We start from the raw sequence: 13,419 nt of genomic DNA on the forward strand, positions 1-13,419 counted from the left end.
TCACGACGCCACGCGCCCGGCCGCACAGCCAGTCAGGAGACCAGGACCCTTGACCGCGATCCCCGGCACCGAGCCGGCCGAGCTGGACGAGCAACCGGACTCCGCGAAGGGCCCGGCGGAGCGCCCGCAGGAGTCGCTCCGGGCATGGTTCGGCCGCGTCTACCAGGAGTACGGCCCGGCGCTGGCCGTGTTCGGTCTGCTGAAACTGACCGGGTTCACCGTCTTCCTGTGGCTGCTCACCTGGTCCGGAGAGTACCTGACCAAGAACCCCCGGTTCGGCGGCGGCGCGCGCCCCTGGGACGTGCTGGCCGGCTGGGACGGCTGGTGGTACCGGCAGGTCGCCGAGAACGGCTACGACCCCCGGTTGGTGAAGATCGGCCCGCCCCCCTTTGAGTTCGAGCAGAACTCGGTCGCCTTCTTCCCGCTCTACCCCGGCCTGATGAAGCTGGTCTCCGCCGTCACCGGCCTCGGCTCCTACGGCGCGGGCATGCTGGTCTCGGTGGTCGCCTCGTTCGTCGCGGCGGCCGGGATCTACGCCCTGACCAGCAGACTGTTCGACCGGCGGACGGGCCTGATCGCCGCCGCCGTCTGGGCCGTCTTCCCCGGCTCCGGCGTCGAGTGGGCGGTCTACTCCGACTCGCTCTTCGTCGCCCTGGCCGTCTGGGCCGGCTGGTTCGTCCTGGAACGCCGCTGGCTGGCGGCCGGAATCACCGTCTTCATGGCCGGCCTCAACCGCCCCACCGCCGCCGCCCTGGTCGCCGCCCTCGGCGTGGCCGCCCTGATCGCCCTCTACCGTCGCCGGGACGGCTGGCTCGGCCCGGTCTCCGCCGTCCTGATCGCCCCGCTCGGCATCTTCGGCTACCTGGCCTGGGCGAACTGGCGGATGGGCGACTGGAGCGCCTACTTCAAGCTCCAGAAGGGCGGCTGGCTGCACTTCTTCGACTACGGCGAGCACACCTTCAACGTGCTGCGGACCATCCTGCTCGGCCAGGGCGGGTACGCCTTCACGTACCCGACCGAGGACATGATCGCGCTGGTCCTGGTGGTGCTGCTGCCGGTCCTGCTGTTCCTGCTGATCCGCCTGCGGGTGCCGGTCTTCCTGCTGGTCTTCACCCTGATCACGATCGTGCTGGTGCTCGGCAGCGCCCAGATCTTCGGCAACACCTCCCGCTACCTGCTGCCCTGCTTCCCGCTCTTCCTGCCGATCGCGGTCGCCCTGCGGCGGCTCTCGCTCCCCTCGCTGGGCGTCCTGTTCGGCGTCACGGCGGTGGCGAGCGGGTGGTACGCGGGGTACGTGCTGTTCGAGCTGGGCATCCCGTAGGCCCGGCCGGTGTGAGCCGGTGTGAGCCGGTGCGAGCGGGGCAGACGCGCGGCGAGACCCACGAGTGGGAGTGCCGTCATGACGACCTCGCCGAACGACCCCGTGCCACCCAGCCCGACCCCCGCCCCGGGCCCGGGGCCCGGACCCGGCCCACTGCCGGGCCCGGTGCCCGGCCCGGGACCCGACCCCGTTCCGCCTGCGCCGCCGCGTCCTGGCCCTCGGCCACCGTGGCCCCGGCCGGGCCCCCGCCCGATCCCGGGGCCGATGCCGGGACCGATGCCCGCACCCGTGACCTGAGCGGGCATCGCACGTGATTGAGCGTCAAGCGGTGGGAGGGCCCGGCGTGCGGATGACGCCTTGACGGTGGTGGCTGTGATGATCACCTCGGCGGGCAGAAGCACGCTGTCTCTCGACGGCTCGGGTGGTTCGGATGGAAACGTGGCAGGGCCTCTCGGAGTCAGTGGCGGAGCGGCTGGCAGCCGCGTCGTCCAGTGAGCGCAAGGTATTCGCGGCGGGCGTTGCGGAGCGGCTGCTGAGTACGCACGAGGCGTTGCCGGAGAAGGAGCAGGCGCCCTTCACTCTGAGCCTGCGGCCGCTGCTGAACTCCGTCTGGGAGGGCGTGTTGGGCGACCCGACGGCCTTCAAGGCCGTCAACCGGCGGGTGGCCGAGTACATGCTCAGCGAGTACTGCCACAACGATGGCCAGGACGGCCCTGACGACGCCAACGAGGACGCCGCCGCGACTGTGCTGCTCGCGGCGGACACCTACCTGCACGGGATCGCGGAGTTCGCCGTCTGGGCCAGCAGCCGCGCGGTGGAGATCATTCACCGTCGTGAGCAGTCCCCCACTCCTGAGCAGGTCATGGCGCACATCTACGACGGTGTGGCCCTTCCGGACCTGGAGGCGGCGCTGGTCCCGGACCTGCTCGCGGAACTCCGTCGCCAGCTTCGCGATCTCGACCTGATCGCAGGCAGGGCCGAGGACATTCGATACTCCCAGCTGGGACTTCCGGTCGACCTCTCGATCCGCCTGCGCGTCGAGCTGCGCGGTCCGCTCTCCGTCCGGGACTGAACGGCCGGGCCAGGTCCGCGAGGACGCCTCCGGGGTGGCAGGCTCCAGCGCGCGCAGGTCGTTGCTCGTCGCGTACCTCGGTGAAAAACAGCGTCAGGGAGTTGCGTACAGGCGGCCATGTCCCGGTGTGGAGTGGCGAGCTGACGCTGTGCCGGTTCGTCACTGGTCGAGCAGGCGCTCTGTCGGCGCCGTCCGATCCTCGGTGCACCGAGCTGTTGCAAGGTCGATACGGTACGAGCACAGCCAACTGTGAGGTCTTATGATCTGATGAGCGATGCTGTTGCTGCTCATTCAGTTGGCGCCGGGGATGCCGAGCAGGACAGTCCAGGGCACAGCAGGGGGCGGAGATGTCGCAGCAGATCGTGGTGGACCCGGTCAGTCTTCGGGCTGAGGGGAAGAGCATGGCGGCGGTCGGTGAGGATTTCTCGGCTGCGGTGAAGGACTTGTCGGCGAAGTTGGAGGCCCTGGAGAAGGGCGACACTCCGCCGTGGGGTGACGACGACTTGGGTGAGAAGTTCGGTGTCGTCTACGAGGGTCTGCGGGACGGCATGAAGGAGTCGATGGCCTCCTTGGGGACCCGGATCGGTGAGATCGGGCACAAGTTGGAGGGCATGGCGGCCAACCACGAGGCGAACGAGTCGACGACGGACGGTTCGTTCCGGACGCTGGAGGGTTCGCAGGGGACGGTCGGAAGTCGGATCGGTGCGTTGCACCGGCCGCAGGTGATCTGACGCGCCGTTCGGGCGTGGGTGTTGTGGCTGTCTGTTCGGTGGGTCTCTTCTTCGTGTTGTCGTGAAGTGCTCGTCATTACTGGGGGTTTGACGAAGTGTCGCTGATGTTGCCGGACAGTGTTGAGTGGGTCCTGGAGATGCTCGGCTTCGATTGGCCGAAGGCTGACGAGGACAAGCTCATGGAGTCCGCGCAGGTGTGGCGGGATTTCGCGGACACGGTCGATGAGTTGCACTATCGGGCGGCGGGTGCGGCGAACAATGTGCGTTCGGCGAACTCGGGTGATTCGATCGAGGCGTTCGGCAAGGCGTGGGAGAAGTTCTCGGCCGGGGGCAGTGACGGGTATCTGGCGGATGCGGCGACGGCGTCGCGGTTGATCGCGGCGGCGTTCGATGCGGCGGCGATGATCGTGATCGCGTGCAAGATCGCGGTGATTGCGCAGTTGGTGGTGCTGGCGGTGGAGATCATCGCTGCTCAGGCGGCTGCGCCGTTCACGCTGGGGTTGTCGGAGCTGGGTGCGGCTGGTGCGGTGCAGGCGACGAAGATGATTGTTCGTCGGTTGTTGAAGGAGCTTCGGGACGCCTTGGTGGAGGCGATCCTGGAGACGTTGAAGGAGCCGGTGGTTTCGGCGGTTCAGGCGATGATCAGTGATCTGATCGCGCAGACGGTGAATCAGGGTTTCGGTGCGCAGGACGGGTATGACCTGGGGCGGACGGGGAAGGCGGGCGCGGAGGAGTTCGTGACCGCGGTCAAGAACTCGGGGCAGACTTTCACGGAGGCGTTGCGGGACGGGGTGGGTTCGCGGGCTGGTGGTCACGCGCGTGGTGGGTTGGACAGTGCGGCGGGGCACGGCAACAACGCGGACTCCTCGGGGAGCAACCACGGCTCGGATGCGTCGAACAGCAGCGACAGTTCGCCGTCGAGCAGTAACAGCAGCCCCTCGTCGAGCAGCAGCAGTCCGTCGTCGGGCAGTAGCCCGTCGTCGGGCAGTAGCCCGTCGGGCAGCAACAGCCCGTCCTCGCACGGTCCTTCGAGCAGTAGCCCGTCCTCCAGCATGCCGTCGTCGTCGAGCACGTCGCCGGACAGTACGCCGAGCCGTGACACGTCCGGTTCGCACGAGGCGCCGCGTTCGACGCCGCAGCAGACGCCCTCGTCCGGCGAGTCGCGCAGCAACGCGCCGTTGGACCCGTTCGGCACCCGGGTGGGCACCGACAGCAGCAGCCCGTCGGGGGACACCGGTTCGACGCGGCCGCATACCGGGGACAGCTCGCCGAACCGTTCCGACGACGGTGGCCGCACCAACACGCCGTCCCCGGAGGGACGTTCGGGTCCGGACTCGCAGCAGTCCTCCCGTACCCCGGACGGTGACACCAGCACCCGCCCCAACAGCGGCACCCCGGACAACGCCGGCTCGTCGCGTACGCCCGACCACGACCCGGGCAGTCGTCCGGCGGCCTCTGACGGTCCGTCGCACACTCCGGATGCCGGTGACAGCCGTTCCCACTCGGGTCCGTCCGAGAACGGCGGCCCCGCGCGTACGCCCGACCACGACCCTGGCACCCGTCCGGCGGCCGCTGACGGCCCGTCGCGTACACCGGATCACGACCCGGGCACCCGCCCGGCGGCCTCTGACGGCCCGTTGCACACTCCGGATGCCGGTGACAGCCGTTCCCACTCGGGTCCGTCCGAGAACGGCGGCCCCGCGCGTACGCCCGACCACGACCCTGGCACCCGTCCGGCGGCCGCTGACGGCCCGTCGCGTACACCGGATCACGACCCGGGCACCCGCCCGGCCGCATCTGATGGCCCGTCGCGTACCCCGGACACCGGTGACAGCCGTCCCCACTCGGGCCCCTCCGAGAACGCCGGCCCGGCCCGTACGCCCGACCACGACCCGGGCAGCCGCCCCGCTCCCGCCGAGAGCACGCCGCCCGCGCGCGGTGACGACAGCCGTCCCAGCTACGGCCCGGTCCGTCCCACCGAAGCGACGCCCAGTCACCCCCCGGCCTCGGCCGACATCCCCGCGCCTCGGCACGGGGACGGGCCGGCTCAGACCCGCCCTGACGCCGCCCCGCAGCCCGACCGCCCGGTTGCGGCGGCACCGGACGCCCGGACTCCCGCACACACCCCGGCGCCCGACCACGCCGCACCCGACAGCGGCCCGTCCCGGGTCGACCCGCGGACCGCCTTCGCGGATCCGGCCGGTGCCACCACCTCGGACGGTTCCGGCACCTCGACCCCGCGCCTGAACACCGCCGGCCTGGGCGCCACCGCCACCGCGCCGCCGTCGGCGGGCCCGGACCACCGCCCCACCCCGCAGCCGACACCGGACGCGGGCACCCCGGCGAACCCGGCCGCTGCCACCCCGGGCGGCGTACCGGGCGGCGTGCCGCACACGGGCGCCCCGACGGCCTCGAACCCGACCACCACCCCCGGGGCCAACCGGCCGACCGCACCGTCCACCCCGGCCACGGCAGGCGGACCCACCGTCCAGCCCCAGCGCCGCCCGGACCACGACGGCCCCACGTTCACTCCGCGCCCGGCCGCCGACCGCGGCCCTGCGACAAACCGCCCCGACCCCCGTAACACGTACGCCAACCCCCGGCCCGACATCCCGTCACGTCTGGACCCGACCGGTTCGAACAACGGCCGCCCCGATGCGGCGCGCCCGGACACCACCCGCCCGGATCTCGGTTCGCGCCTGGACCCGACGGGCTCGAACACAGCCCGTCCCGACACAAAGCGCCCGGACACCACCCGCCCTGACCTCGGCTCACGGCTGGACCCGACCGGTTCGAACAACGGCCGCCCCGATGCGGCGCGTCCGGACGCCACCCGCCCTGACGTCGGTTCGCGCCTCGACCCGACCGGTTCGAACAACACGCGTCCCGACACGCCCCAGCCGGACAGTGCCAAGCCTGACATCCCGTCACGCCTGGACCCCACCGACTCGAACGACAGTCGGCCCGACGCGGCCCGCCCCGACGACACCCAGCCCGACATCGGCTCACGCCTGGACCCCACCGGTCAGGACGCCGACCGCCCCACCGACCACACGCCGGATTCGACTCGGCCGCCGCTGTCCGAGAGCCGCCCGTACGACACGCCCGGTGGTCTCGAGCGGACCGATCCGCAGCACCAGCAGGACCTGGAGAGCCGGGTCCCGAGGAATCCGGACGGCACCCCGCAGCGGCACCCCGACCCGAACGGCGACTGGCCCGGGGCGGTCAACGGTGACGGGCACCGCGCGCCCGGCCGGGACAACAACTGCCTGGACGTGGCGCTCTCCACCGCCGACACGTACAGCGGCAACCCGACCGCGGCCGCGCCGCGCAACGACACCGGCCCGGACGGGGAGCAGGGTGGCCGGGACCGGGCGGAGCGTCAACTCGGCGCGCCGTTCCGGGACATGGGCGACGGCGACCAGGCGTTCAAGCGGATCGAGGACCAGCTCCGCGACTCCGGCCACGGTTCGCAGGCCGTCATCGTCACCCAGGACGCCAACGGTCGCGCCCATGCCTGGAACGTGGTCAACCACGACGGCAAGATCACCTACCTCGACAACCAGACCGGGCAGCGCAGCGACAAGCCGCTCCACAACGGCGACAACGGCGTCTTCGCCGTCGCCCTCGACCCTGACCGTCGCCCGATACCTGCCGACGGCAACTCCCCGGACCGCCCGGGCGACGGCACCGAACGCCGTCCCGAGGATCCGGCGGGCAAGCACAAGCCCGATCCCGAGGACGGCAGCGACGCGGAGCCGGACGAGCACCCGAACAAGAAGAAGAAGCCGAACGACAGCGACTCCGAGCACGACGGCCAGAGCCAGAACGACCCGGACCACCCGCTCAACGACCCCGCCAGGACCGAGCACGACCGGCTTCCGCCCGCGGAGCAGACGGACAACCTGATCTACGGGGTCGCGGGCGACGAGGTCCAGAAGCACCTGCGCGAGACCAACGACGTGCACCGGGTGGACATGGAGCATGTCCACCAGCAGCTGAAGGACTGGGCCAACAGCGGTCATCTCGGTGATGTGCTGGACCGGACCACCGGCGACGACCGGCAGACCTTCCGGCGGTCCGATCTGGAGCACGCACTGCCCGGCTTCAAGGACATGACCCCGGGTGAGCAGGGCGCCGCCGTGGCTGCCATGGGCCGGATGAGCGACTCGTTCCACGAGATGCACGGAGCGGGGATGAGCCCGGAGCAGCGGGACTACCCCTACTCCGCAGACCCGAACAACCCCGGATCGGCGAAGGGGCAGGACGAGCAGGACAGTCGCGGGCACGTCGACCACGAGAAGACCAAGACCGACGCGGGCCTGAAGCAGTCGCCGGATGCCGCGAAGATCAAGCAGGACATCAAGGACGCGTTCGGGGCCAAGAGCTTCGAGGCCGCCCTCGACCAGGCGGTGCACCGCCCGGACCTCACCGGCAAGAACTACGCCGTGATGGAGGTGTACGACCCCAAGACCAAGGAGATCAGCTACATCGTCGAGAGCTCGGTGCCGCCGAGCAGCGAGCGCGCGGGCATCCCCCCGTTGCACTCGGAGACCCATCTGGGGACCTGGCACGACAACCTGAACAACACCCGCCCCGACCCGAAGGACCAGTACCAGGTACTGAGCCTCTACACCGAACGCGAACCCTGCGGCCGGGGCGCGGGTCACGCCAACTGCTCGGGCTTCCTGTCCACGTCGCACGGGGATGTGCCCATCCACTACGGCACTGGTTACCGTAAGGGTGACAAGGTCGAAGGCACGGGTGTGCCCGGCTCAATGACACCGAGGCAGCTGATGAACCGGGACTTCGGCAACCACGTGGCCGAGGTGACCAGGGCTTGGCTGATCACGGAGCAGCGGCGCATGAACTCGGGAAGCTGAGTCGGCGTCCGATGGGTGAGTGCAAGGGAGTGGCCGGATGACGGGGCGGGACGAGACGGCAGTCGGGGCGGTGATCGCTGCGGCGACCGAGCGGCTGCGGGACGGCGGGCCCGGTCGGCTGTTCGTGAGTGGTCCGGCGGGCAGTGGCAAGAGTGCGGTGCTGGCCGCGCTCGCGGCGGAGTTCCCGGCGGCGATCCTGGTGGACGCGGCCGGGCGCAGCAGTGACTCCGTGGTGCAGGAGCTGATCGAACGAACCGGGCTGGCGCAACGCCGCCCGGAGGCCGACCTGATCGACCTGGTCCTGGCGCTGCGCAAGGAGCGGGAGCCGCGGATCCTCCTGGTCGCCAACGCCGATCTGGCCGGTTCGCTCACCTCCGGAGGAGAACCGGCGGTGCTGCAGGCGGTACTGGCGTCGCTGCGGATTCCCGCCACCGAAGGTCCGCTGCGGTTGGTGGTCGAGCAGGTCGAGGGGCCGGAGCTCCCCGATGCCTCGTCGTCGAAGTACGAGGAGAGCGTTCTGAGTCTGCCGTCGGGTCCTGGCGCGGACCCGGTGCGCGCGTTGACCGAGGAGGCCCCGGCCGAGGCTCTCGCCGCGTTGCGGGCGCTGGCCTGGTCCCAGCTCCGTCGGGTGCCGGTCACCGGCTGGGCCGCGCTCTGTCGGGCCGCCGAAGTGCCGTTCGAGGAGAGCCGGCTGGCCGAATGGGCGGCTCAACTGCCGTGGCTGGTACAGGAGGAGGACGGCAGCGTCCGGTTCGACGACCCTGGCCTGGCAGCGGAGCTCAGGGGCGGTGTGCCGGACGCGTCCGGACTCCACTCCCGGATGACCGATGCCCTGCTGGCCGGTGAGCCGGCCGACGACTGGGCCCTGCGCTCGCTGCCGGGCCACGCTGTGGCGGCCGGGCGGTTCGACGAGCTGCTCGCCGATGCCCGTGCCCTGGCCCGGGTGCCGCAGGATGCCCTGCTGGAAGGGTTCCGGGCCGGTTACCGTCAGGGCATCGCGAACGGAACGCACGCGGCCGCACTGCACTTCGTCAGCGGCTACGGCCTGGCGGGCGCACCGCACGGAGAGTGGGTGGCCTGGCTGGCTCATGACGCCTTCACCCGTGGGGAGTTCGCGCGTGCGGAGGAGCTTGCGGCGGCCTGCCCCGAGCCGCTGCCGTTCCGTACCGTCTGGTCCCGCTGGCGGCCTGCCGGGGACTTCACCCGGCCGGTGGAGCCGGTGCACCGCAGCGACCTGGAGTACGTGGCCGCCGCCGAGTATCAGGGTGAGCTCGCAGTCCTGACCGTGGACGAGGACGGGGTCAGCATCGTCCGCGCCGCCGGCACTGGTGAGCCGCTGCCGACGGGGGCCACGGAAGCGGATCCGGTCGAGCTTCCGGACGACGCCGCCGACCTGAGCATCCGTTCGAGATGGCGCTACACCACCGTCCGGGATGCCGAGGCCCGGCCGGTCGGAGTCTTCCACCACCCCGACGCCGGCCACGCGGGTGCGGTCGGTGATCTGCTGGTCCTCGCTGACCGTCAGGGCGCGTACGCCGTCCGGTTGGACCTTGACCGACTCCGTCAGGGGCCGGACCACCGACTGGTCCAGCTGATCAGCGGCCACCGCTTGCTGCCCCGGCCGTTCGACCCGGCGACGGTGGCCGATCTGCGGGGCCTGCTGGAGCGGACGTTCGGGCCCGAGCGGGTCCACCGATGGGCGGAGGACGAGGTACCGGCGGGGATCACGCACGGGCCGACGCGTCGTCTGCTCACGTCTGTCGGTGTGCCGGCGGTGGAGGGTCTGATCGGTCTCTGGCTGGAGCCGGTCGGGGGGCTCGCGCCTCGGGCTTGGGAGTCCACGTCCGACGCCGAACAGCCTTCCGGTAGCGGCCCGTTCCATCTGCTCGGTGAGTGGATGGGGGCGCCGCTTGTGCTGGACGGTGCCGACGGCCGGGTGCTGCGGATGCTTCCGCCGAACTCGTCGGAGTGGGCGCATCCGCGTGAGCCCCTGGCAGGAAGTTCGCTGGAGTCCTTCGTCACCATGGTGGCGCTGCAGAAGCAGTACCTGCAGGTGCACGGGACCGGCGGTCCGGACCGCGACGACGTGCTGGCCGAACTTCAGCTTCACCTGGACGGGGTGGACCGGGCAGCCGCTGCCTCGGACTGCTGGCAGTACGTCCTCGAGACCGACAACTGGGGCTGACCCCAGAACCGTTTCCGCCCACCAGCCGCCGCACCGGAGAGATCAGCCGTGACCGACTCCAGCACCACCGCAGCCCACCAGCCCCACCCGCACCTCGGCGGCCGGGCCACAGCGCTGCGTGCCCTTTCGGCGTGGCGGGCCGGTGCCGACGGCGCGCCCCGCACGGTGCTGATCACCGGCGACGGCGGCAGCGGCCGGTCCCGGCTGCTGGCGGGCTTCCTGATGCTCTGTGAGCCCGGCCACCGCGAGCAGATCGACATCGCCCGGCTCGATCCGGAGACCGTGCCGCCGGCCGAGCTGCCCGCGCCTCCGGTGTTCGGCGCCACGGGACTGACGGCGACTCAGCTCCGCTGGTTGGTGGCGGACCACTTCGCGCCCGGGGCCGACCGTGCCGAGGAGGTGCCCGAGCGGCTGGCCGGGATCGGATCGGCCGAGCAGCCGGAGGCCGTCGTGGTGGCGGACAGCGACCGGGCGGGTGTTCTGCCCGGGCTGGGCGAACCTGCCCGGGTCGCCGCCGAGGTGCTGCTGCCGCTCGCGCTCGCTCCGGGGGTGCGGCTGCTCGCGGACGTCCCCCGGGCCGACGCGGACCGGTTGGCCAAGGAGATACCGGACCAGCACCTGCTGGTGATCGACCTCGACCAGGACCCGTGGCGGGACGAGGAGGCGTTGCTCCGTCAGGCCGAGCACGTCCTCGACCGACCCGACGGGGCCCGGCAGCTGGCCCAGGCGGCGGGTAGCCCGCTGGTGGTGCGGCTGGCCGCCTGGTCGGCCCGGGCCGTGCCGGACGGGCCGGTCTCGCTGCCCCGCAGCGTCGGCGACGCCCTCGACCTGCACGCCGAACGCTGCGGCACCGACGAACTGACCCTCCGTCGCCTGCTCGCCCCGCTCGCGCTGGCCGGGCCGGGTGAGCCGCTGCCGCTCGACCTGTGGGCCCCGGTCGCCTCGGCCGTCGCGGGCAAGGACCTCAGGTCCGCCCTGGTGGCCGGCCAGAACCTGCTGCTGCCCTTCTTCGAGCTGGTGGCGGCCGAGGGCCGGCCGCCCGCCGTCCGGATCGCGCACCCGGCCATCGCCGACGAGCTCCGCGAACGCTTCGGCGGCGCCACCCGCGAGGTCCAGCGGCGGATCGCCACGGCGCTGCTCGCCACCGTCGGCAACGACACTTCGGACCAGTGGGAGGACGCGGCACCGTACGTCCGGGAGCAGCTGACCGGCCACGCGCTGGAAGGCGGGCTGCTGCCCGGCCTGCTGGCCGACCCGGGCTTCCTGCTGCACGCCGAGCAGGTCAGGCTGCGCGCCGCTGTTGAGCACCTGGCCGCCGGTGGCGTCGAGCTGCCGCCGCTGGCACGTACCTGGCTGCGCCTGGCGCCGCTGTTCACCCGGCAGGAGCTGGGTCCGGAGCTGCGGGCGGCACTGCTGGAGCACGGCGCCCGCCAGGACGGTCTGCCCGCACCGGAGTTCGGTCTCGGCCTGCCGTGGCAGACGCTCTGGGCCCGCCCGCTCCCGGGAGTCACGGCCGTCACCGCCGCGACCGGTGCCGAGGGCGGCTCCGTGCTGGTGGCCTACCGGCCGGGCGCCGAACCGGAGTTGACCGCCTACGACGCGCTCACCGGTACGCCCGACGGTGCCGACCCGGATCGACTGGCACGTCCCACCGATGAGCAGCGGGCCGCCGCGCCCTTCGGGATCAGCAGCGGTGGCGACTACCTCCGGGTCTGGGCCCGGACCGCGGACGGCACGGTGGGCGCGCCGGTGGCGCTGTTCCTCTCCGGCGGGCCGCTCGGCGGGGCGGACGTGACCCCGGACGGCCTGGTGCTGCTGGCGGACGCGGCCGGGGTGAGCGTGCTGCGGCTGACCCCCGCTCCTGCCTGACCGCCCGTCCACTACCTTTGACCATTCCGAACGGCGCAGAAGGAGAACGACCGCGTGACGACCCGTGAGCAGGCGATCGAGGCGGCCCACCAGTGGATCAACGGTGCCAAGCCCGAGGAGCAGTGGCACCGGATCGGCGTGCACGAGTTCGACCTCGGCTGGGTGCTGTGGCCCGAGCAGCCCGCCGTCGAGGAGCGTCCGGTCGGTGAGCGGCAGGCCCCCACCGAGATCGGCAGCGCGTGCGCGGTGGTGGACCGGGAGACCGGTGAGCTGACCCACTGGCCGTCGGTGCCGGTCGAGGAGGTCGTGCAGCTCTACCGCGACAAGCTCGGCGCCGGTTCGTACGACCCGGCGCGTCCGCCGGTGGTCGGGCCCGGTGCGACGGCCGTGCTGACCTACCGGGACGCGCAGGGCGAGGAGCAGAACCTGTTCCAGATGTCCGCGCCGGGTGAGGGTCACCCCGAGGTGCGGGCCTGGCGCCACCTCCAGCAGCAGGGCGTACGGCCGGAGGACGTGCTGGCCGTCTACACCGACCTGCGGCCGTGCGAACTGCCCGGCGGTTACTGCGCGGCCGTGCTGCTGGCCGAGCTGCCGGTGGCGTCCTTCTCCTACGGGCACGACTACAGCCCCCGCTACGACCGCCGGGCCGCCGCCGTGCGCGCGCTGACCGAGGCGACCGAGAACACGTTCCGGGCCGCGGGCCGCCCGGTGCCGCCGCGGCCCAACCGGGTGCCGTTCCCGCGCGCGGTCCCCGCCGCCGAGCCCGAGCGGGACGCCGCGCTCGGCCGTCGGCTGGCCGAGCAGTTCGGCGCCGACGGCATGCACCGCTTCGACGCCGACGACACCGCCGCCCGCCCGCTGCCCGAGGCGGCCCGGGGCACCCTGGTCTGGGCCGGACTGCCGACCCGGGTGGGGGGCTTCTTCGAGCTGCTCCCCGGCCTGCCGGACGTGGCCGAGCACCTCGCCGCCACCGGCCGGGGCACCCGGGTCCCCGAGCGGACCCGGGCGGTGCTCGGCGAGTACGTGCTGCTGGGCACCGACGGCCACGCGCTGATCGCGGTGCAGTGCGGCGACGGCGGCACCGGTACGGGCCTCGGGGTGGGCCGGCTCTGGGCCGTCGACCCGGACAACGGCAGCGGCCGGTACTTGAACGCCGACCTCTCCGCCTACCTCCGCTGCCTGGCGCTGTTGGCCGAGCGGCGGCCGACCCTGCGCGGCCTGGCCCCGCAGGAGGCGGCCACGGTGGTCGAGGCGCTGCAGCGCGAGCTCGCGGCCCTGGACGGCACGGTCTTCGAGGACCCGGAGAACTGGTGGGCCGTCATCGTCGAGCAGCTCTGGGACGGGCTGCTCTGACCCCT

At 72.2% G+C, this 13,419-nt stretch carries 8 protein-coding genes and 1 pseudogene; 8 read left to right on the top strand and 1 reads right to left on the bottom strand.

The window, feature by feature from the left end; all coding sequences use genetic code 11:
- Positions 1-49 precede the first annotated feature (49 nt).
- From F4556_RS30020 to F4556_RS39870, 4 genes and pseudogenes are all read left to right on the top strand, one after another.
- Positions 50-1,321: a glycosyltransferase family 39 protein gene (locus F4556_RS30020; RefSeq protein WP_246511121.1), complete on the top strand. Its 1,272-nt coding sequence runs from the start codon at positions 50-52 to the stop codon at positions 1,319-1,321.
- Between the two features lie 430 nt (positions 1,322-1,751).
- Positions 1,752-2,393 (top strand): hypothetical protein, encoded by a 642-nt coding sequence (locus F4556_RS30025; protein WP_184921616.1) that lies wholly within the window; start codon positions 1,752-1,754, stop codon positions 2,391-2,393.
- Between the two features lie 347 nt (positions 2,394-2,740).
- Positions 2,741-3,124, top strand: coding sequence for a WXG100 family type VII secretion target (locus F4556_RS30030; RefSeq protein WP_184921618.1), 384 nt, complete (start codon positions 2,741-2,743; stop codon positions 3,122-3,124).
- A gap of 179 nt (positions 3,125-3,303) precedes the next feature.
- Positions 3,304-3,603 (top strand): annotated as a pseudogene (locus tag F4556_RS39870) (WXG100-like domain-containing protein); the annotation flags it as partial.
- Between the two features lie 332 nt (positions 3,604-3,935).
- Here F4556_RS39870 and F4556_RS30040 read toward each other — a convergent pair.
- Positions 3,936-4,358, bottom strand: coding sequence for a hypothetical protein (locus F4556_RS30040; protein ID WP_184921622.1), 423 nt, complete (start codon positions 4,356-4,358; stop codon positions 3,936-3,938).
- A gap of 403 nt (positions 4,359-4,761) precedes the next feature.
- On the opposite strand from F4556_RS30040, the gene F4556_RS30045 reads away from it, so the two are divergent.
- The 4 genes from F4556_RS30045 to F4556_RS30060 are packed head-to-tail and all read left to right on the top strand — an operon-like array spanning position 4,762 to position 13,414.
- On the top strand, positions 4,762-8,007 hold the full coding sequence (locus F4556_RS30045; protein ID WP_184921624.1) for a toxin glutamine deamidase domain-containing protein: 3,246 nt from the start codon (positions 4,762-4,764) through the stop codon (positions 8,005-8,007).
- Positions 8,008-8,044: 37 nt separating this feature from the next.
- A complete protein-coding gene (locus F4556_RS30050) occupies positions 8,045-10,192 on the top strand; it encodes an SUKH-4 family immunity protein (RefSeq protein WP_184921626.1) in 2,148 nt (715 codons plus the stop codon).
- 48 nt (positions 10,193-10,240) lie between these two features.
- The gene (locus F4556_RS30055) at positions 10,241-12,061 is read left to right on the top strand and encodes an ATP-binding protein (RefSeq protein ID WP_184921628.1); all 1,821 of its coding nucleotides are present in this window, start codon (positions 10,241-10,243) and stop codon (positions 12,059-12,061) included.
- Positions 12,062-12,115: 54 nt separating this feature from the next.
- The gene (locus tag F4556_RS30060; RefSeq protein WP_184921630.1) at positions 12,116-13,414 is read left to right on the top strand and encodes an SUKH-4 family immunity protein; all 1,299 of its coding nucleotides are present in this window, start codon (positions 12,116-12,118) and stop codon (positions 13,412-13,414) included.
- The last annotated feature ends 5 nt before the right edge of the window (positions 13,415-13,419 follow it).

This window comes from Kitasatospora gansuensis (assembly GCF_014203705.1).
Classification (GTDB): domain Bacteria; phylum Actinomycetota; class Actinomycetes; order Streptomycetales; family Streptomycetaceae; genus Kitasatospora; species Kitasatospora gansuensis.